24 protein-coding genes are annotated in these 25,682 nt (G+C 46.7%); 7 read left to right on the top strand and 17 right to left on the bottom strand.

Annotated features, from left to right (window positions below; genetic code table 11):
• Window positions 1–9 precede the first annotated feature (9 nt).
• On the bottom strand, window positions 10–1,947 hold the full coding sequence (locus HMPREF3179_RS10965; protein ID WP_048767711.1) for an AMP-dependent synthetase/ligase: 1,938 nt from the start codon (window positions 1,945–1,947) through the stop codon (window positions 10–12).
• Window positions 1,948–2,131: 184 nt separating this feature from the next.
• Here HMPREF3179_RS10965 and HMPREF3179_RS10960 point away from each other — a divergent pair, with 184 nt between their 5' ends.
• Window positions 2,132–2,809: a Crp/Fnr family transcriptional regulator gene (locus tag HMPREF3179_RS10960; RefSeq protein WP_018025476.1), complete on the top strand. Its 678-nt coding sequence runs from the start codon at window positions 2,132–2,134 to the stop codon at window positions 2,807–2,809.
• A 70-nt stretch (window positions 2,810–2,879) separates the two neighbouring features.
• On the opposite strand, the gene HMPREF3179_RS10955 is transcribed toward HMPREF3179_RS10960, so the two are convergent.
• The 3 genes from HMPREF3179_RS10955 to galU form a co-directional block, all read right to left on the bottom strand.
• Complete coding sequence (locus HMPREF3179_RS10955) at window positions 2,880–4,190, bottom strand: hemolysin family protein (RefSeq protein ID WP_070471229.1); 1,311 nt, start codon at window positions 4,188–4,190, stop codon at window positions 2,880–2,882.
• Between the two features lie 136 nt (window positions 4,191–4,326).
• On the bottom strand, window positions 4,327–5,199 hold the full coding sequence (locus HMPREF3179_RS10950; protein WP_048767709.1) for an acyl-CoA thioesterase: 873 nt from the start codon (window positions 5,197–5,199) through the stop codon (window positions 4,327–4,329).
• Window positions 5,200–5,228: 29 nt separating this feature from the next.
• Entirely contained in the window at window positions 5,229–6,068 is an 840-nt protein-coding gene (gene galU, locus HMPREF3179_RS10945; protein WP_070471227.1) for a UTP--glucose-1-phosphate uridylyltransferase GalU, read from the bottom strand.
• A 112-nt stretch (window positions 6,069–6,180) separates the two neighbouring features.
• Here galU and pgi point away from each other — a divergent pair, with 112 nt between their 5' ends.
• Genes pgi through HMPREF3179_RS10930 form a run of 3 tightly spaced genes read left to right on the top strand, consistent with a single transcriptional unit; the run spans window position 6,181 to window position 9,728 of the window.
• Entirely contained in the window at window positions 6,181–7,755 is a 1,575-nt protein-coding gene (gene pgi, locus HMPREF3179_RS10940) for a glucose-6-phosphate isomerase (RefSeq protein WP_070471225.1), read from the top strand.
• Between the two features lie 18 nt (window positions 7,756–7,773).
• Complete coding sequence (locus tag HMPREF3179_RS10935) at window positions 7,774–8,880, top strand: glycosyltransferase (RefSeq protein WP_070471222.1); 1,107 nt, start codon at window positions 7,774–7,776, stop codon at window positions 8,878–8,880.
• Window positions 8,877–9,728 carry a polysaccharide deacetylase family protein gene (locus HMPREF3179_RS10930; protein ID WP_070471220.1) on the top strand — a complete coding sequence of 284 codons (852 nt, stop codon included), beginning with the start codon at window positions 8,877–8,879 and terminating at the stop codon, window positions 9,726–9,728. Before HMPREF3179_RS10935 ends, HMPREF3179_RS10930 begins: the two co-directional genes overlap by 4 nt.
• Here the strand turns inward: HMPREF3179_RS10930 and HMPREF3179_RS10925 are convergent.
• From HMPREF3179_RS10925 to HMPREF3179_RS10905, 5 genes are all read right to left on the bottom strand, one after another.
• The gene (locus HMPREF3179_RS10925) at window positions 9,725–10,894 is read right to left on the bottom strand and encodes a nucleotide sugar dehydrogenase (RefSeq protein ID WP_070471218.1); all 1,170 of its coding nucleotides are present in this window, start codon (window positions 10,892–10,894) and stop codon (window positions 9,725–9,727) included. The genes HMPREF3179_RS10930 and HMPREF3179_RS10925 overlap by 4 nt on opposite strands.
• Window positions 10,895–10,975: 81 nt before the next feature.
• The gene (gene rfbC, locus HMPREF3179_RS10920) at window positions 10,976–11,512 is read right to left on the bottom strand and encodes a dTDP-4-dehydrorhamnose 3,5-epimerase (protein ID WP_070471216.1); all 537 of its coding nucleotides are present in this window, start codon (window positions 11,510–11,512) and stop codon (window positions 10,976–10,978) included.
• Window positions 11,487–12,533 carry a dTDP-glucose 4,6-dehydratase gene (gene rfbB, locus HMPREF3179_RS10915; protein ID WP_083290762.1) on the bottom strand — a complete coding sequence of 349 codons (1,047 nt, stop codon included), beginning with the start codon at window positions 12,531–12,533 and terminating at the stop codon, window positions 11,487–11,489. Before rfbB ends, rfbC begins: the two co-directional genes overlap by 26 nt.
• Before the next feature lie 24 nt (window positions 12,534–12,557).
• Window positions 12,558–13,847, bottom strand: a complete 1,290-nt coding sequence (locus tag HMPREF3179_RS10910; RefSeq protein ID WP_083290761.1) for an O-antigen ligase family protein — start codon at window positions 13,845–13,847, stop codon at window positions 12,558–12,560.
• Between the two features lie 115 nt (window positions 13,848–13,962).
• Window positions 13,963–14,505: an isochorismatase family protein gene (locus tag HMPREF3179_RS10905; protein WP_018025465.1), complete on the bottom strand. Its 543-nt coding sequence runs from the start codon at window positions 14,503–14,505 to the stop codon at window positions 13,963–13,965.
• A 140-nt stretch (window positions 14,506–14,645) separates the two neighbouring features.
• Between HMPREF3179_RS10905 and ubiA the strand changes: the two genes are divergently transcribed.
• Complete coding sequence (ubiA, locus tag HMPREF3179_RS10900) at window positions 14,646–15,569, top strand: 4-hydroxybenzoate octaprenyltransferase (RefSeq protein ID WP_070471214.1); 924 nt, start codon at window positions 14,646–14,648, stop codon at window positions 15,567–15,569.
• Here ubiA and rfbD read toward each other — a convergent pair.
• Window positions 15,549–16,379, bottom strand: coding sequence for a dTDP-4-dehydrorhamnose reductase (gene rfbD / locus HMPREF3179_RS10895; RefSeq protein WP_070471212.1), 831 nt, complete (start codon window positions 16,377–16,379; stop codon window positions 15,549–15,551). The two genes, ubiA and rfbD, sit on opposite strands and share 21 nt — an antisense overlap.
• The gene (locus HMPREF3179_RS10890) at window positions 16,372–17,115 is read right to left on the bottom strand and encodes a GntR family transcriptional regulator (RefSeq protein ID WP_036556883.1); all 744 of its coding nucleotides are present in this window, start codon (window positions 17,113–17,115) and stop codon (window positions 16,372–16,374) included. The genes rfbD and HMPREF3179_RS10890 overlap by 8 nt, the downstream gene beginning before the upstream one ends.
• Window positions 17,116–17,289: 174 nt before the next feature.
• Here HMPREF3179_RS10890 and tcuA point away from each other — a divergent pair, with 174 nt between their 5' ends.
• Both tcuA and tcuB read left to right on the top strand, forming a co-directional pair.
• Window positions 17,290–18,681: an FAD-dependent tricarballylate dehydrogenase TcuA gene (gene tcuA / locus HMPREF3179_RS10885; RefSeq protein WP_070471210.1), complete on the top strand. Its 1,392-nt coding sequence runs from the start codon at window positions 17,290–17,292 to the stop codon at window positions 18,679–18,681.
• Complete coding sequence (tcuB, locus tag HMPREF3179_RS10880) at window positions 18,668–19,759, top strand: tricarballylate utilization 4Fe-4S protein TcuB (protein ID WP_070471209.1); 1,092 nt, start codon at window positions 18,668–18,670, stop codon at window positions 19,757–19,759. Before tcuA ends, tcuB begins: the two co-directional genes overlap by 14 nt.
• 47 nt (window positions 19,760–19,806) lie before the next feature.
• Here the strand turns inward: tcuB and HMPREF3179_RS10875 are convergent, their stop codons facing one another.
• The 6 genes from HMPREF3179_RS10875 to HMPREF3179_RS10850 all read right to left on the bottom strand — a co-directional run bounded on the left by HMPREF3179_RS10875 (window position 19,807) and on the right by HMPREF3179_RS10850 (window position 25,659).
• The gene (locus HMPREF3179_RS10875) at window positions 19,807–20,850 is read right to left on the bottom strand and encodes an AbrB family transcriptional regulator (protein WP_070471207.1); all 1,044 of its coding nucleotides are present in this window, start codon (window positions 20,848–20,850) and stop codon (window positions 19,807–19,809) included.
• Window positions 20,851–21,000: 150 nt separating this feature from the next.
• Window positions 21,001–22,521, bottom strand: coding sequence for a tripartite tricarboxylate transporter permease (locus HMPREF3179_RS10870; protein WP_070471205.1), 1,521 nt, complete (start codon window positions 22,519–22,521; stop codon window positions 21,001–21,003).
• Complete coding sequence (locus HMPREF3179_RS10865; protein WP_083290760.1) at window positions 22,518–22,961, bottom strand: tripartite tricarboxylate transporter TctB family protein; 444 nt, start codon at window positions 22,959–22,961, stop codon at window positions 22,518–22,520. The genes HMPREF3179_RS10870 and HMPREF3179_RS10865 overlap by 4 nt, the downstream gene beginning before the upstream one ends.
• Before the next feature lie 119 nt (window positions 22,962–23,080).
• Window positions 23,081–24,067 (bottom strand): Bug family tripartite tricarboxylate transporter substrate binding protein, encoded by a 987-nt coding sequence (locus tag HMPREF3179_RS10860; RefSeq protein ID WP_070471201.1) that lies wholly within the window; start codon window positions 24,065–24,067, stop codon window positions 23,081–23,083.
• 150 nt (window positions 24,068–24,217) lie between these two features.
• Window positions 24,218–24,418: an ATP-binding protein gene (locus HMPREF3179_RS10855; protein ID WP_070471200.1), complete on the bottom strand. Its 201-nt coding sequence runs from the start codon at window positions 24,416–24,418 to the stop codon at window positions 24,218–24,220.
• Entirely contained in the window at window positions 24,415–25,659 is a 1,245-nt protein-coding gene (locus HMPREF3179_RS10850) for a sensor histidine kinase (RefSeq protein WP_070471198.1), read from the bottom strand. Before HMPREF3179_RS10850 ends, HMPREF3179_RS10855 begins: the two co-directional genes overlap by 4 nt.
• Window positions 25,660–25,682: the final 23 nt, after the last annotated feature.

Raw genomic sequence — 25,682 nt, 5'->3', positions numbered from 1 at the left:
TTCGCCCCCTTATACCGCAACGACTTTGGCAGGTTCAATCTTCAGATCGGCACTGATTTTACCGATGCGGCCGTCTTCATAGCGCACCTCAGTTTCGATATACTGACTGGACTTACCCTCAAATAGTGCATCAATTAATACACCATATTTTTCTACAATAAAATTACGACGGACTTTACGCGTGCGTGTTAATTCACCGTCATCCGGATCTAGCTCCTTATGTAGAATCAAAAAGCGATGTAGCTGTAAACCGGATAGCTGCTCATCTCTGGCCACATCGGCATTAGCCTCCTCAACGCAGTCCTTGATCAGTTGATAAACCTCCTTTTTAGAGGCTAAATCGGTATAACCTGCATAGGTCAAACCGCGACGCTCGGCCCAGTTAGCCACCGCTTCTAAATCGATATTAATAAAGGCAGTACAATAATCCTTATTCGCCCCGAATACGACAGCTTCCTTAATAAAGGAGAAGAACTTCAGCTTATTTTCCATGTATTTTGGCGCGAACATACGACCGTCGTTCAGTTTACCGACGTCCTTTGCACGGTCGATAATCTTTAACTGACCCTCTTCGGTTAAAATACCGGCGTCCCCCGTGTGATACCAACCATCCTCGGTAAAAGACTCCTCGGTAGACTTAGGATTTTTATAATACTCACTAAATAAGCCAGGGCTTTTAATCTGCACCTCACCCGTATCAGCAATCCGCAGCTCTACTCCTTCACATGGCGGCCCCACGGTATCAGCCTCTACCCGACCGTCTTCTTGCACACACACAAATACGGAGGTTTCCGTAGAACCGTATAATTGCTTTAAATTGACACCAATCGAGCGATAAAAACGGAATAAATCTGGACCGATCGCCTCACCCGCAGTGTAAGCCACCTTAATCCGATTCATGCCCAAAGCATTACGCAACGGCGCATAAATAAAGAAATTCCCTAAGCTGTATAGCAAACGATCCTTTAAGCCCACGGATTGTTTATCCAAAATACGCTGACCGGATTTGGCTGCTACATCCATAAAGTACTTGTAGAGCCAGCGCTTAAAGCGACCGGCATCCTCCATACGAATACTAACAGTGGTGAGTAACTCCTCTAACACGCGCGGTGGCGAGAAGTAATAGGTCGGACCCACATCATGCATATCAATGGAGACCGTGGTGGGCGATTCCGGATGATTCACCGTAAAGCCGGTCACCAAGAATTGCGTGTAAGAGAACATATTCTGACCAATCCAAGCCGGTGGCAAGTAAGCAAGCACATCCTCTTTATCCGTCAGATTTTCCAGGCGCTGGATCACCTCGGCACGGTCAATCAAGGCATGATGCGTTAACACCACCCCCTTAGGATTGCCGGTGGTACCCGAGGTATAGAACATCGCAGCCGGATCCTCAGGGCGCAGGCTGTCGACAATTTGTCTAAATAAGTCCGGATGACGCTGACGATGCGCCTTACCCTGCTCCAGTAAATCCACGTAATTCAATAAAATGTCTTCAGTGTAATTACGCATCCCGCGTGGATCGTCATACACCACATGACGCAAGTGCGGTAACTGCTCCCGCACTTCCAACATCTTGTCAGCTTGCTCCTGATCCTCGACCACCACAACACCAACCTCGGCGTCTTTGAGTACATAGACCATTTCCTGCGCCACTGCATCCTGATACATCGGCACTGGAATCGCACCTAAACTCTGCGCAGCCATCATGCTCATATAAAGACGTGGGCGGTTTTCGCCAACGATGGCCACGTGCTGACCCTTTTGTACACCTAAAGTCATCAAGCCATAAGCGAGGTTTTCAACCTCCTCGGCCATCTCGGACCAGGTAATCGTCTGCCAAATACCTAAGTCCTTTTCACGCATCGCCGCTTGCGTTGGACGCTCTTTGGCATGCTTTAAAAGCAACTTGGCAAAGGTATTTGCCGTATTTTGCTGAGTGACCATATCTCATCGTCTCCTTAATATGGTGCTTTTAATTGCGGATAATTAAATTTATTTAAGTAACAATCTGTGATGATGTGTTTTTATACTTTTTGTGATTTTTCCTTTTGTATTGAAAATATATGCTTTTAAATGTAATCTAAATGTTATTACGGTGACATTTATTCAGTTTTTAGGGAAAGTACTTATGATTAGAACGCGTTTATCTAACACACCGTGGTTTACGATTCTGACAGAGGAACAACAACAACGTGTGATTCAGGAGACCGTCTTACAAGACTACCCAGCAGGTGCTTTTATTGTTAGAAAGGGTGATGCCTCACGCCATTGGATAGGCATGATTGAGGGCTTAGCAAGAATTTCTGTCGGCACCGCTGATGGCAAACTCGCCGCCCTCACCGGCGTACCTGCAGGCGGTTGGATCGGCGAGGGTGCGCTTTTGAAAAAGGAATTACGTCGCTATGATGTGGTGACCCTACGCAACAGTGTGGTTGCCAAAATGCCGGTGGAAACCTTTTACTGGCTGTTAGACCACAGCTTCAGCTTTAATCGCTTTTTATTAAATCAGTTTAATCATCGTATGGGGCAGTTTATCGGCCGCGTCGAATCAGATCGTCTCTTTAATGCCGATATTCGCGTAGCGCGTTGCATTGCCGAACTGGTGCGTATGCCTAACTACGCCGATGACAACTATAATCGTCAGTTAAATATTACCCAGGAGGAAATTGGCTATTTGGCCCGTGTTTCTCGACAGCGCACCAACGGTGCCTTAAAAAAGCTAGCGGATGCCGGCTTTATTGAGCTGCAATACCGCAGTGTGATTATTAATGATTTACAAGGTCTGGAGACGCTAGAGGAGATTTAGCAAGCGCCGACAAAAAAGCGCCACAGTCAAAACACAACTGGGCGCCAATCACTTATGGAGCTACTAGTGACTACTCCTCGTCATTCAAGGCCACCACCTGCTCGGGCGCTTTTACCAATAAGCGATCAATACGGTACTTATCCATATCCACCACCTCAAAATAAAAGCCTTCCCACACCAGACTTTCGGTTTCTTTAGGAATGTGACCGAGCTGATTCAGAATAAAACCGGCTAAGGTATGATAATTATCCTCATGATCCGGGAATTCTAATTGCACTTGAAAGTGGTGATTGAAGCGATCAAGCGTCACTGCCCCGTCAATTAACCAGCTACCGTCATTACGCTGCACAATATCCGCATCATAATTATCATTGAGTGGAATTTTATAGCCAACCAATACCTTTAGCACATCTCGCAAGGTCACCAAACCCTCAACCTCGCCGTACTCATTAATGACGATCACCATCTCGGTGCGGTACTCTTCGAATGACTCCAGCACATCCATCGCTGAATTGGTCTCAGGCACAAAACGGGCCGGCTTCACCAAAGCGCGAATATCAATCGCATGACCTCGAATTTGCTGTTCAAATAAGGTACCGGCATCAATCACACCAAGTACATTATCCAAACCACCATCACACACGGGAAAGCGCGAATAATTACTATCGGCAATATAGAGCAAAATCTCGTTGAGCGGACTTTCCAGGTCAATATAGTGCACATCATTACGCGGCGTCATAATGGTTAACACACTCTGATCGTCCAGACTAAGTGCCCGCGTCACAATGTCATGCTCGGTTTTTTCAAACAGACCGGCTGTTGCCCCCTCGCGCAAGATACCGCTGATATCCTCCTCGGTTAGCTCATCGCCTTTGCTATCTACCCGTAACAGCTTCAACACCAAATCGGTCACCACCGTCAAAATCCACACAAAGGGTGCCATGGCTTTTGACAAAAGCGTCATCGGCCGCGCCACAACCGTAGCAATTTTCTCGGCGTGATTCATGGCAATGCGCTTAGGTACCAATTCCCCAAAAATCAGCGAGAAAAAGGTAATACCCACCACCACTAAAAACATCGCTATTGCTTTAGCCGTTTGAGCACTAAGACCAATATCCTCAAATAGGGGCGTCAAACGGGACACAATTGAGGCCTCACCAAAGGCCCCCATAAAAATACCAATCAGCGTAATACCAATCTGGATGGTCGATAAGGAGCGGCTCGGATTATCAACCAATAGCAAGGCTGCCGCAGCCGCTTTATCTCCTTGATCTGCCTGCTGTTGTAAGCGCATACGCTTAGCCGACACAAGCGCAATTTCGGACATGGCAAAGACGCCATTGACCAAAATTAACAATAAAATTATCAAAGTACCGATCATTGTTACTTAGCTAAATCTCCACACGAGAATAAAAATATGTCATCAAGGTATATTACGCTGAAAAAGCGCAGCTTGTCATCATTATCCATCACTAAACGCTGCAGTCTAGCAGATCCATATGACAGATAAATGAAGCCTAATCCGATTTTTCTCTTAATCGCATCAAGCCCTCTTGGCTAGCACTGGCAACCAACTGCCCCTGCTGATTAAAGAAGACCCCATGCACTAAGCCGCGTCCACCCTGCGCTGCGGTTGATTCAGACACATAGAGTAGCCACTGATTCATATCAATAGGACGATGAAACCACTGGGCATGATCCAAACTGGCCATCTGCATTTGCGGATCAAAATGCCAACGCGCGTGCGGTAGTAACGCTGTCGTCATTAAATAAAAATCCGACACATAAGCCAGCATACCCTGGTGTAGTCGCTGATCATCAGGCATTAAGCCATTGGCCCTAATCCAATACATGGTCTTTGGCTCATAATGCCCTAATTCTAACTGGCGCTCGGGGTAGACTAAACGGATTTCTAACGGCCGTTCACGCTTAAGACGCTCATCCCACTCCCCGGTGCCGAGACGCTGCGCCAGCGCTTGCTGTATCTCCTGCTCTAAGGGACAATCCTCCGGTGGTGGTGCGGCAGGCATCGCCAGCTGATGCTCAAAGCCGAGCTCAACCGATTGATAACTACAGGATAGGGTAAAAATAAACTTGCCCTCTTGGCTGGCCGTGACCCGACGCACCGAGAAGCTACCACCATCACGTATCACTTCTACCGCATACTCGATGGCCTTAGTCGCATCTGCTGGACGCACAAAATAACCATGCATGGAATGGGCTAACCGACCGACGGGTGTAGTATAACTGGCTGCCATCAAGGCCTGGCCCAAGACCTGCCCACCAAATACACGACCGCTGCGAAAAATATCGGTACTGCGCCCAAGAAAACGTCGCTCACCAATTTGCTCTAACGCCAACTGTGAGATAAGGCGATTTAAAATACTCATTGCTATTTCAATATCAAATGGTCAATTTCTTAGTCAAGACTCAAACCATGATACTTCTGCCCCAGAGCGATATTGGCTTGGAAAAATCCCTCTTTGGAACCACAGTCATAGCGCACACCCTCATAATCAAAGCCGAACACCTGACGACTTTGTAGCATGGAGGCAATGCCATCGGTTAATTGAATTTCATTGCCCGCACCCTTTTGCGTGTGTCGAAGATGCTCGAAAATCTCCGGTTCCAACACATAACGACCCACCACGGCCGAGGTCGATGGGGCCTGTTCAGGGGCAGGTTTTTCTACAATCTGCTCCACCCGTCTGACCCCATCAGCCACCGTTGCGCCAGCGATAATACCGTACTTTTTAGTGTCCGCTTGGGGTACGACCTGGGTCCCTAACACACTGCCACCATAAGCATGGGCTGCATCAATTAACTGCTGCGTCACAGGCACCTCGGCATCAATCAAATCATCCGCCAATAGCACCGCAAAAGGCTCATTACCCACCACCGGCTCAGCGCACAATACGGCGTGACCTAGACCCAAAGGTGCCGGCTGACGAATATAGATGCAATTCACATTAGTCGGGAGAATGCCACGCACAATCTGTAATAACTCATGCTTGCCCTTTTGCTCTAACTCATGCTCAAGCTCGGGCATAAAGTCAAAATGATCCTCAATCGAACGCTTATGACGACCGGTAATAAAGATTAAATCGGTAATACCTGACTTCACCGCCTCTTCAACTGCATATTGAATCAAGGGTTTATCCACCACCGGCAACATTTCTTTAGGCATTGCCTTAGTGGCTGGTAAAAAACGAGTGCCTAAACCGGCAACAGGAAATACAGCCTTACGAACAGGGTTCATTACTATCCTTATATATAATCGCTAATTTGAATTCAACGCTTCAATTGTAATATAAAATCAGATAACAATAAGTAAAGCGTTTTAGCATCATTTAAGCGAGTAGCAAAATTTTATGATACACCAGCTATTAAAAGAGCTTGAGCCCTTAGATCAACTGTCCGAATGGGCGCAGTTTAAGCAAGCCGTTTTAAGCGCCAATATCAACTGTGAGCAGACGGTGATTTTAGACGCCGCCGGACTTAAGGTTGATCTGAGCGCCCAGCGCCGCTCCACCGAATTAAGCCAAGCTGCCACTAAGTTATTAGAAGCAAGGAAATTTGAGCCGCTACGACAGGCCTTATTTGATGGTGAGCATCTTAACAGCACCGAGGATCGTGCGGCTTGGCATACAATGTTGCGCCAACCGCAGCCCCTGATGGAGGTTCAAAGTGAGCGTTTGCGCATGCTGGAATTGGTGCGACGTGTCGATAATGATCGACGTTGGCGCAATATTGTACATATAGGCATTGGCGGTAGTGACTGGGGCGTGCGCTTAGTCACACAGGCCTTTGGTTATGCCGGTTCTTGGCGCCACATACGCTTTGTTTCCAATATCGACGGTCACGCCATTGAGGGTGGTTTAGCCGGCTTGGATCCGCACGATACCTTAGTGGTGGTGGCAACCAAGTCTTTCCGTACCGCTGAAACCATGGAAAATGCTGCACGTGCACGTGAATGGTTTGAAGCCGCAGGTGTCAACCCGGGCAATAATATGATTGCCGTCACCGCCAACCCAGAAGCCGCTGCTGCCTGGGGCATTCCACGCCACCATATCTACCGTTTTTGGGATTGGGTCGGTGGTCGTTTTTCACTCTGGTCCACCATTGGCGTGGCAGCAGGCTTAACCGTAGGTTCCGGTGTTTTAGCTGGTTTACAAAGTGGCGCTCATGCCATGGATCGGCATTTTCTCACGGCGCCACCCGAGGAAAACGCCCCCATTCAATTAGCCCTAGCAGAATTAGCTAATCGTAGCGTATTGGGCTATGGCTCACGCAATCTGGCAATCTACGACTCTCGCCTGAGTTATTTAATCCCCTATTTACAGCAATTGGAAATGGAGTCGCTGGGCAAATCCGTCGACCACCAAGGACGACCTATTCATGTCGCTACTGGTCCGGTCGTGTGGGGCATGCCCGGCACCGATGCCCAACACACCTTCTTTCAATGGTTACATCAAAGTAGTGAGGGGGCACCGGTCGATTTTATTGTTTGTAAAACGGCCGACCACCAATGGCAGCAGCACCATCAGCAACTCTTAGCGCATTGCTTAGCCCAGCGCCAAGCTTTGTTACACGGCAAATCCACGGCTCAAGCTGAAGCTGAGAATCTGCAAAAAGGCATGGCACCCGAGCAGGCGCAATGGCTTGCGCATCACCGCAAACAGCCCGGTGGCAGAGCCTCCAATCTGATCGTGCTACCACAACTCACACCCTTCTCACTTGGCGCCCTACTGGCCATGTATGAGCATAAGGTGTTTGTTGAAGCCTTGATCTGGGGCCTCAATCCCTTTGACCAATGGGGTGTGGAACTCGGCAAGGTGCTCGCTGATGATATTTTTGAGCGATTAAGCAAGGACTCATCCCAGCCTCACAAGCCTCTTGAATTGGACCGCTCAACTCAATATTGGATTGAACAGTTTAAAGCCTAAGTCGCTAGCCAATAGTTTATGACAAGCGCAAGGCCTTTAAATATCTTATTTACTGAACATGCCCAAGGCTACGGCGGCCAAGAACGTTATATCCATCGCTTAATGCTGACACTACGTGAGCAAGGTCAGCAGGTGGAGGCCTTATGTATGCCTGGGGCTGAACTCGTGTCACGCCTACAAGATGATGGCTTTGAGGTGCATACAGCGGATATGCGTAAAGGCATCCGGAGTTGGCCTGCCATTTTTTCTATGCGTAGGCTGATGCGTGAACGTGGCTATGATGTTGTCAATACCAATAGTCGCCAAGACACCCTACGAGCAGGCTTAGCGGCACGCTTAGCCAGGGTACCGTTAGTTGTCAGAACACGGCATTTGGCCAAGCCGATAAACTCCTTGCTCGCCTACAGCATGATCCCACAACGACTGATTACCCCCAGTGAGTATGTGCGCCAAATGCTAATTCACAAAGGCGTGCCGCCTGAGCATATTCAAGTCATCGGACCGCCAGTGAATTTACCCACGCCTTTGCCCAGCGCTATTTTGCGTCAGGAATTAGCGCTTTCCGAGAGTGACGTCATTGTCGGTAGCGTAGCAGTGCTCCGCAAAGATAAACATATGGATGAACTCATCCAGGCCATGGCGCCGTTACTCAAGCAACAGGCCTCACTGCACCTAGTGATCGTTGGCGACGGCGCTCAACGCCCTTATTTGCAACAACAAGCGGCAGACTTGGGACTCAATGCACAGGTGCATTTCTTGGGCCGACGCAATGATGTGCCCGCCTTACTGAGTGATTTTGATATTTTTGCCTTAGCTTCACACACCGAAGCATCCGGCACCGTCTTTGCCGAAGCCGGGGCGGCTAGGCTACCGACGGTGGGCTATGCCGTCACAGGCATTCCCGAGATGATTAATCCCGGTGTCAGTGGCTTGCTAGTGCCCCTACAAGACATTGCGGCATTTACCGAGGCCTTAGCAACACTCATACACAATCCCGAACTAAGAGCACAAATGGGTGCAGCGGGTTATCAATTTGTGGTAGCAGATCAGCGCTTTACCATGGATAGGGTTGGACAACTTACACTAAACAGCTATCATAACTGGCTGAGGGAGCTTAACAAATGAAATTTTTAGAGACTTCAGTACCAGTATTGATGTATCACCATATCCGACCGGAGGCAGGGTTTATTGCCTGCACCCCTGAACATTTTGAGCAACAATTACAGTGGCTATCACATCAGGGCTACGAGAGTCTAAGCTTGGCAGAATTCGCCGCTCACTTGGCGGGCGAAACTCGTACAAAAGCGGTGGTGATCACCTTTGATGACGGTTACTTGGATAATTGGGTCTATGCCTTTCCCTTGCTGCAGAAGTATGGTTTTAAGGCGACCATTTTTCTCGTCAGCGGCTGGCTTCATCATGGCGAAATTCGAGCCAACACAGCTACCGCCAAAAGTCCTGCTGAACTGCCACCATACCCGGAACATGCACAATGCGAACAGCTAATTGAGCACGGTTGCAGTGATGAGGTGATTTTGCGGTGGTCTGAGGTAAAAGCCATGATAGATTCTGGCCTAGTTGAGTTTCACTGCCACACCCATAACCATACTCGCTGGGATCTAGACCCAAGCATTGATAAAAATACCATGTTTCGTCAGGAGCTAAGGGATTCTAAAGCAACCTTTATTCGTGAACTCGGCACCTGTAGTCAGCACTTCTGCTGGCCCCAAGGCTATTTTGACGAGGATTACTTGGCCATCGCACAAAGTGAAGGCTTTGCGTATTTTTACACCACCGATCCCTTCGGTCGCAATACTCAACACACCTCTAACACGCATATTTATCGCTTTCACGCACCAAATCGGAATGGTCATCGCCTAGGCAAAAGAATCCGTGCCTCGCACCATCCATTGATCGCACCAGCTTTCAACCGCTTTAAACGTTGGAAGAAATCGCTTTCACGCACGCACTAAGCATCACCACCAAAAATATCTCGGGTATAGACTTTATGCGCTACATCTGCCAGCTCCGGGCTCTGGCGGTTAGTCACAATGATATCCGATTGCTCTTTAAAGCTTTGCAAATCATGGATTAGCTGACAACCCAAAAACTCGGCTGCTTTTAACATCGGCTCATACACCACCAAACGCACGCCTTTGGCCAGCAAATGCTCCATCACGCCTTGCACTGAAGAGTCTCTAAAGTTATCCGAGCCCGCCTTCATCACCAGCCGATAAATGCCCACCGTTGCCACTTGACGTCGGCTGATATCCTCAGCGATAAAGGCTTTGCGCGTGCTATTCGAATCCACAATCGATTGAATCAAATTTTGCGGCACATCTTGGTAATTGGCTAATAATTGCTTCGTATCCTTTGGTAGACAATAGCCACCGTAGCCAAAGGAGGGGTTGTTGTAATGGGTGGCAATGCGCGGATCCAAACAAACCCCTTGAATAATTGCCTCAGTATTTAACTGCTTGGTGGCAGCATAGGTATCGAGCTCATTAAAAAAAGCGACTCGCATCGCTAAGTAAGTATTAGCAAATAGCTTAATCGCTTCGGCCTCGGTATTATCCGTCAATACGACGGGAATCGCTTCTTTGAGCGCTGCCTGCCGCAACAATTCAGCAAAACGCTCGGCACGCTCAGAACGCTCGCCCACCACAATACGCGATGGATATAAATTATCATGCAGCGCCTTGCCCTCTCTTAAAAACTCTGGCGAAAATAAAATATTCGATGCGCCTAATTGCGCTTTCAGATGCTCGGTAAAGCCAACCGGCACAGTGGATTTAATAATAATTGTAGCCTCGGGCTCATACTGCAATGCCTCGGCCGTCACTGCCTCCACAGAGGCGGTATTAAAGTAATTTGTCTCTGGATCATAGTTTGTCGGCGTAGCAATCAGCACATAATCTGCCCCGGGGTAGGCCTCTGCCGCTTGGGTGGTAGCCCGTAACTTAAGCGGATACTGCTTAAAATAAGCTTCAATATCCGCATCCACTAAGGGAGAAGTTCTGTGATTAATCAAATCGACCTTCACTGAGTCAATATCTAAAGCAATCACCTCATGCTGCTTAGCTAATAAGGTCGCTAGCGACAAACCCACATAACCCGTACCAACAACAACTATTTTCATTTAAGCTCTAAATTTTTATCAAAAAACAAAGCTAGTGTAACGATAGATGTTGACAGTATAGTGACAGTTCAAAATGTGTTATCAACGATGAAATGCAGCCAGCCTTGGTAAATGCTGATCTTTGTCCGATAAAATAGGTTCTTTGATGGGCCAAGGAATCGCTAAATCAGGGCAGTTCCAGCGTACACCGGCTTGATCCATCGGATCATAGTAATCCGTGCATTTATACAGCACCTGCGCAGATTCACTTAAGACACAAAAACCATGGGCATAGCCCGGTGGTACCCAAAGCTGCAGCTGATTCTCCGCACTTAATTCAACCGCAAGGTGTCGGCCAAAGGTAGGTGAGTTTGGGGCAATATCAACCACCACATCATAAATCCGCCCCCAGCCGACCATCACTAATTTACCCTGTGGTTTGTTTTTTTGAAAATGCAAGCCGCGCAATACCCCCTGTTTTGACTGGGACAGATTATCCTGCACAAAGTCCTGCTCAAGTTCAAGCAGCGATAGGTAGCGCTGGCGACTAAATGACTCCATTAAAAAGCCGCGCTCATCATAATGCACCTCGGGCTTAAGTAGTTTAACCCCCTTAAGCTCGGTATTTATCAGCTGCATCAAAATCCCTCACAAACCAAGCGACAGTGCTAGCTAAGCCCTCCTCAAAATCCTGCGTCGGTGCCCAGCCAGTGGCTGCCCGTAGCTTAGAGGAATCGACTGCATAACGACGATCATGCCCTGGGCGATCAGTCACATGCACAATCAAATCAGCATAAGATGCACCATCTGCGCGCGGTACCTGTTGATCCAGAATACGACAAATTGCCTGCACCAAATCCAAATTACGATGCTCATTATCCGCACCGATATTATAAACTTGCCCTACTTCTGCTTTACTTAATAATAAATACAGCGCCTTCACATGGTCGTCTACATATAGCCAATCGCGTATTTGTTGACCTGAACCGTAAATCGTCAATGGCTGTAACTTAAGCGCCGCTTGCACCATATGGGGAATCAACTTTTCAGCGAACTGAAAAGGGCCATAATTATTTGAACAACGGCTAATTATCGTTGGTAGACCATAGCTACGATGCCAAGCCTGCACCAAATGGTCAGATGCCGCCTTGCTGGCCGAGTAAGGCGAACTGGGACAAAGGGTAGATGATTCTGTAAACTTTAAGGCACTGGCCTTCGGCTCGCTATCCGGATGCGGTAAATCACCATACACCTCATCCGTACTCACATGTAGCAAACGGAATTGCTCACGCTTTGCTGTGGGCAGTGCCTGCCAATACTGCCGCACCGCCTCTAACAAGGCGTAGGTACCCAGATAATTACTTTGCATAAAGGCATCTGCGCCCACAATTGAGCGATCCACATGGGTTTCAGCGGCTAGATGCATCACCGCATCCGGCTTAAAGGCGTCAATAACTTCCTGTAACGCATCCCGCGCTGTAATATCCAGTTTTTTAAAATGGTAACGAGGATCTGCGTTAACACTCGCTAAGGCATAGGGATGCGCGGCATAGCTAAGCTTATCAACAACCAACACCTCATCTTGCTGTTGCTCGATAATAAAACGGACCAAGGCAGAACCGATAAAACCAGCCCCACCTGTAATTAAAATTTTCATCATCTTTGCTCTATGGGATTAATGTCACTAACTGCTGATCTTTGCTTGTTCAAAGCGCATCACTTTAAAATAAGCTGCAATCACCATCATATAGCATACATACACCATCAAACCGTTGTTATGCCTTAGAAAGGCCTGTGTTAGTCCAAAATCAAAATAACACAGTGACAAAAGAATCCCTGCCATGGCCACCGCCCGCGTCGGCAAATGTGCCGTTCGCTTAGCGCTAGCAAAGGTCCAGAGCGGTACTTGATATAAGAGAATCAATGCTATCAACCCGGTAATACCCTGCTTGGCTAAGCGATCAATAAACTCATTGTGGGCATGCGTAAAGAGATCGGCACGACCGCGTATTTGATTAGTTTCGCGTAATTGCTGCATCCCCTCTTGATAGCCTTCATCGCCCCAGCCGAAAAGGGGTTTTTCCTGCGCTAATTTTATGGCCCCACGCCACATTTCCAAACGATAACCAACGGAGGTCTGCACCGTACCGTCTTGGAACAAAGCGATCTCATGATAAGCCTCCGCAATACGCTGCTTGACCCCGATATGCGGGTTACTGAGTAAGAAAAATCCACCCAACACCACACAGAGCAACACCAATAGCTTGGCCCGCAATGAAAAAATCGCATAATAGGCCACAAAGATCACCACTAAAATTATGGGTAATCCAAGCCAACCGCCACGGCTTCCGGATAAAGCTGAGGTGATCACGCCGGCCACTGCGGCCAAGCTAAGTAACACCAACATCTTACGTCGATGCCTACTTAAGGAATGAGCCCAAGCCAAACCGGCTAAACACAACATCCCCATCAGCATGGCCAAATTACCGAATTGAATTGCATTGCTAAAGCCATCCGCCCGCAGCTCACCTAAAATCAGACGCTGATAGAGCGCCAACAGCAAGGCCCCTAAGACGCCAAACGCCAAACCCAACCACAAAGCATGGAGCGAGGGACGTGCCCTATAAATCAGAAAAAACACAGGGATCGCTAAAATAAAGCGCGACAACTTATCCACATCCCCATCAAAGCCATGGATTAGCCAACTAACAAGGCCCTGCACGCCAAACAATAGCACCGCGCCTAGAATCAACTTATCATAGCGGTCCAACGGCAAGGCTCGCCAATGAGTGAATAAGGTATAAAGACCGCCCACGAATAACAGCGTCGCACCATAGGAATAGCCACTAGGAATAATCAAGCACAAAAAGCCCAACAGAAAAACACTGAGCTCGGCATAAATTTTCAGCCGCGGACAGGGAAGCCTGGATTGATAAACGAGTAGCTCGGTCACAGAAGGTGGATGAAGCGCCATAAAGAAAACTTAAATTGAGACTGTAAAAACGATAGACTGTCAAGGAACTCAATTATAAGTCAAATGCAATTGAGGCAAGTTGTTATCGAGCAAACACTTGCTCAAGCACAACAAACTACTTAATCAACTGCTTTAAGACCGACGAGAAGCTAGGATGATCCGCACTAGCCATCAACTCAAAAGCCACCATTTCCGTACTCACAACAATCGCCCCCGCTTGTCTAAGGCGTGCCATTGCTAATTTGATATTGCTGCGCTTACGCGAAGAGACTGCGTCACGCACTAGGTAAACGGTTTTGCCTTTAGCAAGCAAATCCAAACACGTTTGTAATACGCACACATGAGACTCCATACCACAGACAATCACATGTGCTTTATCTTTTAATAAGGTGCGCTCAACCAAGCCATCACGCACGGCGGAGAAACTACGTTTTTGAAAAACCTGAGCGCCTGCGGCAGCCGCAGACACCGCCTGATTGGTGCCGCCAATTTTATCCACACAATGCTCACTAATCACAGTCGGCAGTTTTAAATACTCAGCTAACTTACAAAGCCACAACACCTTCGCATGCATCTGTTCAGCCTGATGAATATAGGGTAACAAGCTGTCCTGTACATCCACAATTAATAAGGCTGCTTTATCAAATTGAATTCGCATATCGACCTCCTAAACTTTCTAAACTACTAGACGACAGACTAATTTTAAGCATTAATTCCTTAATCAGCCCCTAGGGTATTCATCAGGCTAGCGTAATTGCTTACAATAGCAGCTGGTAACAATCTTAAGTGTAAGTAGCAGTGAAGCATTCTAGCAGCCAAGCCGATTTAAATGATATCCGTCACAATGACTGGGTAGAGCACTATCTACCAGCCTCATGGCGTCCCTATGCGCGTATTGCCCGCTTGGATCGCCCCGTAGGTACCTGGCTCACACTGTTGCCCTGTATTGCTGCACTGTTTCAGGCCGCAGGCGGTTTCCCGGACTTGTTTCGATTATTTATCTTTGCACTAGGTGCCTTATTGATGCGCAGTGTGGGCTGCACCATCAATGATATTTGGGATCGTGATTTTGATAAGCATGTGGAACGCACCCGTTTTCGTCCTTTAACTAGCGGCGCCATCACGCTCAAGCAAGCCGTCATTTTCTTATTCGCTCAATTTGCCGTGGCAGCCGCTTTGCTATTTTTTATTAATAGCTACAGTCGATGGATGGCCTTGGCACTGGTCCCTCTAGTCATTATCTATCCACTTTGTAAGCGCTTTACCCATTGGCCACAAGCCGTGCTAGGGGCCGCCTTTAACTGGGGCATGTTAATGGCCTGGTCCGACACCACCAATACCGTACCACTCGCCGCTTGGCTTATGTGGGCTGGGGCGGTGGCCTGGCAAATCGGCTATGACACAATGTATGCCTATACCGATATCAAAGATGACTTAAAACTGGGCTTAAAATCCACCGCAATTCGCTTTGGTGAGCAGGGTATTTATTGGCTAAGTAGCTTTTATCTCCTGACCATGGTCTGTTGGCTCTGGGCCGGCTACTCAATGGCCATGGGTTGGGGCTACTTTGTCATCATGGCAGTGATTGCTGCGCATTTTGTATGGCAATTAGTGATTTTTGATATCAATAAACCCGAGCGCAGCTTTTATTTATTTAGAGCCAATGTTGCCACTGGGGTGCTACTAATTGCGGCCGCATGGCTAGGCGCCATCACGGCTTAGTAGCGAGCTATTTAAGGCACTGTTAAGGGGTCGCTTGACCCCCTTTGCCTGCGTGGTCGTTTTCACTGCCTCAATCTGGGGTAGCATTGCTAACTCTCCACGCTCAAAGGCCTCGACTACGATTTGCTGTGCCAATTCCCACCGGCTCATCACCTGTTCGCCGGCAAAGTGCATCCGCTGGCCACGATAAGGCACCAAATTCTCACTTAAGCGCATTAAAAAACGCACTAAATCACTGGCCCTCGTCGGTGTACCCCACTCATCGTCCACTACCCTTAAGCGCAGACCGCTGTTAGCTGCGCTTAAGAGCTTGGTCTGAAAATTATGCCCAAACTCACTATAAAGCCACGCTGTTCTAACAATGATCGCTTGAGGGTGCTCCTGCATCACTGCCTTTTCAGCGGCTACTTTGCTGTGACCATAAACATTCAGTGGATTTACCTGATCAGTGACTTCATAAGGTGCCCCCTTAGTCCCATCAAACACATAATCAGTGGATAGCTGTATCAAATCCACGTCAGCAGCAGCACAGTGCGCAGCCAATAAGGCCGCCCCCTCCACATTCACTGCATAGGCTTTGTCCGGCTCCAGCTCCGCCCTCGCCACATCCGTATAAGCGGCCGCATTAATCACAAGCTTTGCTTGAGAATGCTGTAGCGCCGTTTGAATCGATGCCGCCGAGGTGATATCTAACTCCGCACGTGTTAACACCATCATCTCGATAGCGTGCCTTTGCACTGGTGTGCGCTGATAGGCGGCAAATGCCTGCCCTAACTGCCCGCCTCCACCTGTGATTAAAAGCTTAGTCATAAGCTTTATTAAACAGGAAGCGGCTTAAGCGAGTTTTATACGCTTCGTTAATATGCTTTTTAGCGGCTTCCGCTGCCGCCTCAGGATCTCGTGCTTCCAGTGCCTTTACAATCGCCTCATGCTCATTGCGCGCCTCATCTGGTCGCCCCCTTTCAGTTAAGGTGCTATGACCTAACAACAGCATGGAATTTTGTAAGGCTTGCAAGCTTTTTAATAAAAAGCGATTATGCCCACATTGGTATAACACCTGATGAAACATACGATTATTATTCGCTATCTCAATCGGATCCGTCATTGCCCTATCGGCTTCCATCAAACTTCTTAATAAGTTAATCTCTACATCACTTGCATGCTTGGCCGCTAAGGAAGCAGCCGTGCTCTCCAACACTGCACGCATTTCATACAACTCCCCTACCAAGGCCTGATCCAATTCAGTAATAATCATGCCACGATGTGGATCATTACTCACCAAGCCCTCGCTCACTAAACGATTCAAGGCCTCACGCACGGGTGTTCTGCTGATGCCAAGCTGTTCGGCTAATTCCGTCTCGCGTATCCTGGTACCAGGTTCCAAGCGACCTTGCTCCAAGCCCTGAATCACATATTGATAAGCTTGTTGCGCCGACGTGGTTCCGCGCTGCTTATTATCCTCCTCAAATGTCTCTATGGACGGCGTCTTTTTGAGCGCAGGCTTAGTCTTCGCTGCATTTTTTTGAACTGATTTGGCTGTTGTCATCGCTATTAAAAAAAACTGTCGTGATTCGCACTGTAAAAGCTTCTTTATTATATATAAAAACGACATTCAAAAACTAATGTATACAAATGAATACAAAATTCAGGTACAATCAATTTTTGATGGACACAGTTGCATACATTTGTATTTTTAATCGAGGAAATGGACTAAGCCGATATGAATCAACTTTATGATGTCATTGTCATTGGAGGGGGTAATGCCGCCTTATGCGCCGCTTTAAGCGCTAAAGAGCAAGGCGCTCAAAGAATTGCCTTAATCGAAAGTGCGCCTAAGGCCTGGCGCGGCGGTAACAGCAGCCACACGCGTAACCTACGTTGTATGCACAACGAACCGACCGATGTGTTGACGGACAGTTATACGGAAGACGAGTTTTTTGAAGATGTTTGGCGTGTTACGGGTGGACAAACCAATGAGGATATGGCACGTTTTGTGATTCGCTCAACCGTGGACGCCACGGCTTGGATGAAGAAAAACGGCGTACGTTTCCAACCCTCGCTTGGTGGCACCCTGCACTTAGGTCGTACCAATGCCTTCTTCCTCGGCGGTGGTAAAGCCTTGGTCAATGCCTATTTTAAAGCCGTAGAAAAAGAAAAAATCGACATTTTCTACGAAACCGAATGCATTCGTTTAAACTTTGAAGCCAACCGCTGTGATTCTATTACTGTCTTGCACGACGGGCAAGAAAAGCTGATGCGTGCCAAATCTTTTGTGATCGCTGCCGGCGGCTTTGAATCAAATCGTGAATGGCTTGAAGAGGCGTGGGGACCTGCTGCCAAAAACTTCCTGATTCGTGGAACCCGCTTTAATCAAGGGCGTATGCTAAAGGAGTTAATGCGCAATAACGCCATGATTATTGGCGATCCCACCCAAGGACATGCGGTTGCCATTGATGCTCGCTCACCGCTATATGATGGCGGTATCGTCACCCGGGTAGATTGTGTATCGCTAGGTATTGTGCTTAATAAAAACGGCGAACGTTTTTATGATGAAGGTGAAGATTTCTGGCCTAAACGCTATGCTATTTGGGGGCGCTTAGTTGCCAAACAACCGGATCAAGTGGCTTATTCAATTATTGATCAAAAATCAATTGGTCGTTTTATGCCCTCGGTGTTTAAATCCATTAAAGCAGATACCCTGGAGGGGCTGATTGACAAGCTCGGCTTACCTAAAGAGCAGTCATTAAAAACCATTCGTGAATTTAACGCCGCCGTTCAACCCGGTACCTTTAATCATAGTGTGCTTGATGACTGTCGCACCGAAGGCTTGGCGATCAATAAAACGCATTGGGCTACCACCATTGAGGATGGCCCCTTTTATGCTTATCCCCTAGCAACTGGCATTACCTTTACCTACATGGGTGTCAAAGTAGAAAAAGATGCACGCATCACGATGGCAGATGGCACCATGGCGGATAACGTCTTTGCTGCCGGTGAAATTATGGCCGGCAATATATTAACTCAAGGCTATGTCGCTGGTTTCGGGATGGCTATCGGTACAGTTTTCGGAAGAATTGCAGGTAAGGAGGCTGCTAAACATGCTAACGCTTGAAAAACTACTTGAGGAGTCCAAACACTCCATTGGCATTTGTAATTCCTGTCGCTATTGTGAAGGTTTCTGTGCCGTATTCCCGGCCATGGAAAAGCGCTTAGACTTCAGCAATGCGGATATGCATTACCTAGCAAACCTTTGCCATAACTGCAGTGAATGCTTCTATGCCTGTCAGTACGCGCCACCGCATGAGTTTCAGGTGAATATCCCTCAGCAACTCGCTCAACTTCGCTTAAGCACTTATACCGAATATGCTTGGCCTAAGGGTATCGGCAAATTATTTGCAAAAAACGGCTTAATTGCGAGTTTGCTATTTATGGTGCTGTTAATCGTTTTATTTTTTGCAGCATCTGGCCTAAGTACGTCAACTGTCATTAACGGTGATTTTTACTCGATTTTTCCACACAACTTCTTGGTCATCGTCTTTGGCACTGCTTTTGCGTGGATGCTAATAGCAATTTTGCTTGGCTTTAAAAACTACCTTGCCGATATTGAACCCGACACCAAGTCGCTATTTAAAGGTGTACATATCAAGCAAGCACTTGGTGATGCCCTAAGCATGAAGTATTTGCACGGCAACATCAAAACCGGCTGTACCTATCCGGATGACAACATCTCGCCATGGCGTCGTTACTTCCATCACTTTACCTTTTACGGTTTTATGCTCTGCTTTGCAGCGACGGTGAGTGGCACGATCATGCATTATTTATTCGGATTGGTTGCACCATATGCCTTTTTCAGTGTGCCAAAAATCCTAGGTACTGTGGGTGGGATTGCCTTAGCTATCGGTACGGCAGGTTTATTCGTACTTAAGACCAAAGCTGATAAAAATATCAAAGATATTCGTCAAATGGGAATGGACTATGCCTTTATTGCCTTATTATTTATCACGGCAGTCACTGGCTTGGCGTTGATGCTTTGGCGTGAAACAGCGGCCATGCCAAGTCTACTCATTATTCACCTAAGCGTTATTTTGACCCTATTTATCACAATGCCTTTCGGCAAGTTTGTTCATGCCTTTTATCGATTGGGGGCCTTATTAAAATACGCCAAAGAAAGTAATAACGATCCTCATTAATCAGTCTAAGCCTAAGGAGAGCGAAAGCTCTCCTTTTTGTTTGGCGTTCACAGCATACCCTTTCTGGTTAAATACTTAGTCACGACACGATAGCTTGGTCCCACCGTCAATAACACAAAGACTAAGCGACTAACTTGAAAACTCGTCACCAGCGGTGCACCTAACATCAACACCTTGGCAGTAATTGCCATCTCGGCTAAGCCACCGGGACTCATGGCCAGCACAGCGGTAGGAAAGTAAATACCAGACAGCTTAGCGACAAATACACAAAAAATAAACGCCAGCAGCAAGTAGATAATAGTCATTAAGCTAACCGCACCTAAAAACTGCGGCGCCTGTTTAAAAAAGCCCGGCCTATAGTTACTGCCTAAGGCCCAGCCTAACAGCATCTGCCCCATATGTTGAATTTCCGGCTGTAAATGCGTGAAGACAATATCATTTGCCGTCAGTAAAGCCGTCACTGAAATACCACCTAACATCATGGCATTGGGCGCATCTAGCCTGTCCAAAATAAAGCAAACAATCCCGGTTAATAGCAACAGCTTCAACAGTCCTACATAGCTATACTGAGCCAACTGCGCCGCCGTCGTGACATCGCCTTTAAGCCCTAAAAACTGATATGTAAAAGGGATTAAGATCACAATAATTAAAACGCGTAAGCTATGCGCTGAGGCAACGAGGGGAATATTGCTTGAACCATTTTTTTCGGCTAACACTACCATCTCACTAGCACCGCCGACGGTACTACCAAAATAGGCGGTAGCAAAGTCCACCCTCCCTAATTTGTACAGAATAAAGGCACCTATCCATGCAATAAACACTGCGAAAAGGCAGCCTGCAATGATATACACTGACAGACTTTTAATAATCTCAACGGTGGCTGGCGTAAAATGCAGTCCCAGCGCAATGCCTACAATCCACTGACCAATTTTTCTGAAGCCGACATGCGATTGAATCTTGGCGCCATTAATCTTAAAAAGCGCGGTAAAAATCAGCGAACCTAATAACCAGGGAATTGGCGTACCTACCGCGACCGCAATTAATGCGCCTGCAAGAGCAACTAAAAAACCAAAAAATATTTGTTTAGCCATAACACAAGCTGAATGGTTGAAATATTATTGACCGTAGAAAAACTGCGCACGACATCACCCTAAGTTGAGCGATCGTTAAAAGGCACTAGCGATTATATGCTAGCGCCTTTTTTCCTAAGTGCCTAGAACGAAGCGCTTAACAGCACCCGCCTAGTTGGCTGGAGCCTTTCTGCCCCCAATCCAACGACGTAGCAATGGCGGCACGGTGAGCACGGCGACTGCTAAAATCCACAACACAATTGTGATATTGCTTTGGAATAATATGCCTAGCTCGCCATTACTAATAGATAATGCGCGACGTAGGTTTTGCTCCATCAAATTACCCAGTACAACACCAAGTACCAAAGGAGCCAATGGCACATCAAGCTTACGGAAGAAATAACCGATAATGCCAATAATCACCACCAAATATAAATCAAAGGTGGTGCCGTTTAATGCCCAAACCCCGATAAAACTAATCGCCAAAATACCCGGTACTAATAGCCATGAAGGGATATTAAGCATTGCCGCAAACACACGAACTAAGGGAATATTCATCGCCAACAACATTAAGTTAGCAATAAAAAGAGAGGCAATTAGACCCCAAACAATCTGCGGCTGATAGTCAAAGAGCGCTGGACCCGGGCTAATGTTATACAGCGTTAACGCACCCATCATCACAGCGGTGGTACCCGAACCAGGCACACCCAGCGTCAACATTGGGATAAAGGAGCCTGTTGCTGCCGCATTATTTGCCGCCTCAGGTGCTGCCAAGCCACGTAAATCACCTTCACCAAACTGTGCCTTTGTATCACGACCCTCAACATATTTTTTCTCTGTTGAGTAAGCAACGGCTGAAGCTACACTGGCACCCGCCCCCGGTAATACACCGATGACAAAACCCATAACCCCACTACGCACAGAGGTCCACCAAGTTAACTTTAATTCGGCAAAGTTAAATAACTTGCGTTGACTCTTAGGCACACTAATCGACTGCCCTTTCAGAAGTTTTTCGAGCATTTGCAGCATTTCCGAAACTGCAAATAAGCCAATCACGACCACCACAAAATCAATACCATCAGATAGATTGGTGATATCAAAGGTATAACGATAAACACCCGAGTTAGCATCCACACCCACGGTAGAAATAGCTAAACCGGTGAGTGCCGCAATGATCCCTTTAACAGGTTGATCGCCCAATAAGCTGGTTAAAGCACAAAAAGCGAAAACCATTAAGACAAAATATTCAGCTGGGCCGAATGCAACCGCCCATTTAGCTAACGCCGGAGCCAAAAACAAGACCCCAATAATTGCCAGCGTCGAACCGATAAAAGATGCCCAGGCAGAAAGCGATAAGGCCACACTCGCCATCCCTTTGCGCGCCAAGGGGTAACCATCTAAGGTGGTCATCAAAGCAGCAGCCTCGCCCGGCACATTAATCAGAATTGACGAAATACGCCCACCATACTCCGCCCCCACATAAACGGCAGCCAATAAAATCAAAGCACTCTCAGGCGGTAACTGCATCGCAAAGGCGATAGGTACCAACATCGCCACTGCATTAATCGGACCTAAACCCGGCAATACACCAACAATCGTACCGATAAACGCACCAACTGCAGCAATTAATAGGTTAATGGCGGAAAAGGCAACCCCCATTCCCATACTTAAATGTTCTAACACGCTACTCATAACACACCTCTTAAGATGCCTTGCGGTAAGACCACATCTAAGCCCTTGTCAAATAACAAAAAGAAAAGAATGCCCATCAGTACACCACCGATAATTGCCTTTATCCAAGTAGCACCAAATAGCTTACCCACAAAAACGACCATCAACGACGTCGCTACAATAAAACCCAAGATTTGAAAAAAGAAAGCGTAGAGCACAATATAGGCTACCATCGCCATAATACGAAAATTGGCACGACGACTATTGGCTTCAGCTTCATTACCCCCTTTGACAGTGAGAATCAAGCCGCAGATTGCCATAATCACAGCAATCAATAAAGGAAAGGCTTTGGGTCCAATGGGCTCATATGAAAATGGCGGTTCCAAATCATAGCCAAAGACACCCAAAAACACGGCAAACAGAATCGCCGCAATGCCGAGGGTGCGATCAGTTAGTTTCATCTTAATTTCCCTCACAGCGAATGATGATTGAGATGACAACTGAGCCATAGCTCAAAGAATCACTATGGCTCTATGTCAAAGTCGCTGTAGTTAATAGATTGGAGGACTTATTAGAAGGACTACTTCATTAAGCCAAAACTTTCTGCTAATTCAGCGTATTCTTTAACACGCTGCTTAACATAGCTATCTAGCTCTTTACCAGCTACATCATGCGAGAATAAACCCTGTTGTTTCTGAATTTCCTTAAAGGTATCAGTTTTGTATAACTGGTTAAAGGCGTTGACCCACCAATCATATTGCTCATCGCTCACATCAGGTCCGACATAGAAACCGCGCACAATAGACCATACAATATCGTAACCTAGCTCTTTCGCTGTCGGCACATCTTCTAAAACACCTGGTAGACGATCTTCGCTAAATACAGCTATCACACGCATATCTGAGCCACCCTCAATGGCACCAATGGTTTCAGCAGCACCGGTCGATAAAACTTGCACGTGGTTACCCGTTAATGCAGTCGCCGCTTCGCCACCACCTTCAAAGGCAACAAAACGAATTTTCTTATAATCCACCTCAGCTGCTTTTGCTGTTAAAGCAACTACCATCCAGTCCTGACTACCTACAGAACCGCCGGCTCCAAAGACGACTTTACTCGGATCGGCTTTCAGCGCTTTAATAAGATCGTCAAGGTTTTTAAACGGCGAATCCTGACGCACCATTAAGGCACCATAGTCAGCGCCCACGCTGGCCAACCAACGCACATCATCTACCCCGTAGCGACCGAACTTACCTTGAGCTAGATTCAGTAAAGAACCCCCTGAAAAAGCAACGATCGCATTAGGATCATTGCGGCGCTGGGCAACGATATTGTTATACGCTACCGCACCGATACCACCCGGCATATAGACGGTACGCATCGGATTTTTTAACAGATCACTGTTCTGAAAGCTATTAACCGCAATGCGACAGGTTAAATCAAAACCGCCACCGGGCTGGGCCGGTGCAATGCACTCCGGACGATTCGGCTCTTGCGCCTGCACAACATTAGCTGCAAACAACAAGCCAGAAGCCAATAAAAGAGTGGATAACTTTTTAGCTAAACGCATAGCTGCTCCTTAAAAGAGTGTTTAATAATAAGACTTTGGTATGCTCTTACAATAACTTTCAAAAGCTTTCGATTAGCTTTCAAAATGGAAAATTATAGGGAAAACACTCAATTAACCCAGCGTTCCTTTTGAAAAGTAGCCACCTTTTAGTTATTTATCTAGTGTCTTATTAAAAATCAAATGCGCACACAAACCTGGTCCGTCTGTATTATTAAAAATTTCAAAACGCCCCTGATGCACTTCCATCACACTCTGCACAATTGACAGACCTAAACCAAAGCCGTCCTGCTTCTTGCCTTCCTGCCCCCGTCTAAATCGCTTACCTGCGCCAGCTAAATCATGCTCACTCATACAGGTCCATTATCATTTAGCTGTATCATGACTTCAGAGGCACTATCAATCACTGAGACTGTGATTGTTGAAGCTTTAGGACAATAACGAATTGCATTCGTGATCAAATTACTCAGTGCCTCACGTATTAACCAGTCTATACCTCTGATTTCAATTGGATACGGTGTAGATTCAAAACCATAATCCATTTTCTTTTTAATAGCCATCATCACATTATCGGACACTACCTGCTCAGTTAAATCGTTTAACTCAAGCACTGCATACTCTTCTGGATTGCCATATTCTCCAGCTGAGCTCTGTACCCTGGCCAAGCTTAGAAACTGATTGGTTAAATTTACAGTCTGTTGTAGGCGACTTTTAGCTGCCCCTAATACTTCCTGTAGCTCAGGGGAGTCAGTCAAACTTTCGGCATACTCTAATTGAGTATGTATTACGGACAAAGGTGTGCGCAACTGATGCGATGCATCATTAAGAAAAACTCTTTGTTGCTCAGCTTTTTTAGCATAACGCTCAATATGGCTATTAATAGCTGTTGTTAAAGGCCGCATTTCACGTGGTAAAAGATTTTCATCCAGAGGACGTAAATCATCTAAACGCCGATTCTCGATATTTTTTGATGCTGTTTTTAATAAAGAAGAAGTTAAAACAACGGCAAGATAAATAAAAACCACAAGCAATAATAAAATGATGACATTGCTTAAAATGGTTTCCCACATAAATTGCTGTATTCCCCGATTCCGATCTTCTTGTGTTTCTGCGACTTGAATCAATAACGATGAAACTGAGCGGTTTTCTAGAATTAAAGGCATTTCCACAAGCATACTAGCAACCCTGACAGGTTCATCTAAGTAGACTCCATAGTCAAAATATGGGATGTTAAACTCTAGCTTTTCCTGCGGTGTCGGCAAATCAACATAACCGATTTCAGTTAAACCATCACTGCTAATAACTCTAAAATAAACCTTACTACTTGTTGTTAGTTCTAGCAACTCCAACATATAAAAAGGCTGTTCCATGCTAATTCCACCACTCTCATAGTGCATATTTTTAGAAATAGCATAAAGAGCACCAGCTAAAGAACGGTCAAATGCTTTATTAACATGCTCGTCTATATTCGCAATTGAACTCCATACAGTAAACGCCATCACACACAATGAAGACGGCAATAATAGCCAAAGCAACAAGCTTTTAAAGCTACTCTCACTTAAGTATGTAAGAAGTGATTGACGCAAATTATTCATAGAACAGACGACTAGCTCTCTTC

This window comes from Oligella sp. HMSC09E12 (genome assembly GCF_001808505.1).
GTDB classification, from domain to species: domain Bacteria; phylum Pseudomonadota; class Gammaproteobacteria; order Burkholderiales; family Burkholderiaceae_B; genus Oligella; species Oligella urethralis.
The sequence above is the reverse complement of the archived record's forward strand: the minus strand, read 5'-3'. Positions and strand labels throughout refer to the sequence as shown.

Bases quoted from the DNA above. Each gene is read 5' to 3' on its own strand.
- HMPREF3179_RS10925 (WP_070471218.1), bottom strand. From the start codon at position 10,894: ATGAAAATAGTTGTTGTTGGTACGGGTTATGTGGGTTTGTCGCTAGCG.
- HMPREF3179_RS10935 (WP_070471222.1), top strand. From the start codon at position 7,774: ATGACAAGCGCAAGGCCTTTAAATATCTTATTTACTGAACATGCCCAA.
- HMPREF3179_RS10870 (WP_070471205.1), bottom strand. From the start codon at position 22,521: ATGAGTAGCGTGTTAGAACATTTAAGTATGGGAATGGGGGTTGCCTTT.
- HMPREF3179_RS10855 (WP_070471200.1), bottom strand. From the start codon at position 24,418: ATGAGTGAGCATGATTTAGCTGGCGCAGGTAAGCGATTTAGACGGGGG.
- HMPREF3179_RS10905 (WP_018025465.1), bottom strand. From the start codon at position 14,505: ATGCGAATTCAATTTGATAAAGCAGCCTTATTAATTGTGGATGTACAG.
- HMPREF3179_RS10860 (WP_070471201.1), bottom strand. From the start codon at position 24,067: ATGCGTTTAGCTAAAAAGTTATCCACTCTTTTATTGGCTTCTGGCTTG.
- HMPREF3179_RS10910 (WP_083290761.1), bottom strand. From the start codon at position 13,847: ATGGCGCTTCATCCACCTTCTGTGACCGAGCTACTCGTTTATCAATCC.
- pgi (WP_070471225.1), top strand. From the start codon at position 6,181: ATGATACACCAGCTATTAAAAGAGCTTGAGCCCTTAGATCAACTGTCC.
- galU (WP_070471227.1), bottom strand. From the start codon at position 6,068: ATGAACCCTGTTCGTAAGGCTGTATTTCCTGTTGCCGGTTTAGGCACT.
- tcuB (WP_070471209.1), top strand. From the start codon at position 18,668: ATGCTAACGCTTGAAAAACTACTTGAGGAGTCCAAACACTCCATTGGC.
- rfbD (WP_070471212.1), bottom strand. From the start codon at position 16,379: ATGACTAAGCTTTTAATCACAGGTGGAGGCGGGCAGTTAGGGCAGGCA.
- tcuA (WP_070471210.1), top strand. From the start codon at position 17,290: ATGAATCAACTTTATGATGTCATTGTCATTGGAGGGGGTAATGCCGCC.
- HMPREF3179_RS10875 (WP_070471207.1), bottom strand. From the start codon at position 20,850: ATGGCTAAACAAATATTTTTTGGTTTTTTAGTTGCTCTTGCAGGCGCA.
- rfbB (WP_083290762.1), bottom strand. From the start codon at position 12,533: ATGATGAAAATTTTAATTACAGGTGGGGCTGGTTTTATCGGTTCTGCC.
- HMPREF3179_RS10865 (WP_083290760.1), bottom strand. From the start codon at position 22,961: ATGAAACTAACTGATCGCACCCTCGGCATTGCGGCGATTCTGTTTGCC.
- rfbC (WP_070471216.1), bottom strand. From the start codon at position 11,512: ATGCAGCTGATAAATACCGAGCTTAAGGGGGTTAAACTACTTAAGCCC.
- HMPREF3179_RS10890 (WP_036556883.1), bottom strand. From the start codon at position 17,115: ATGACAACAGCCAAATCAGTTCAAAAAAATGCAGCGAAGACTAAGCCT.
- HMPREF3179_RS10950 (WP_048767709.1), bottom strand. From the start codon at position 5,199: ATGAGTATTTTAAATCGCCTTATCTCACAGTTGGCGTTAGAGCAAATT.
- HMPREF3179_RS10955 (WP_070471229.1), bottom strand. From the start codon at position 4,190: ATGATCGGTACTTTGATAATTTTATTGTTAATTTTGGTCAATGGCGTC.
- HMPREF3179_RS10960 (WP_018025476.1), top strand. From the start codon at position 2,132: ATGATTAGAACGCGTTTATCTAACACACCGTGGTTTACGATTCTGACA.
- HMPREF3179_RS10930 (WP_070471220.1), top strand. From the start codon at position 8,877: ATGAAATTTTTAGAGACTTCAGTACCAGTATTGATGTATCACCATATC.
- HMPREF3179_RS10850 (WP_070471198.1), bottom strand. From the start codon at position 25,659: ATGAATAATTTGCGTCAATCACTTCTTACATACTTAAGTGAGAGTAGC.
- HMPREF3179_RS10965 (WP_048767711.1), bottom strand. From the start codon at position 1,947: ATGGTCACTCAGCAAAATACGGCAAATACCTTTGCCAAGTTGCTTTTA.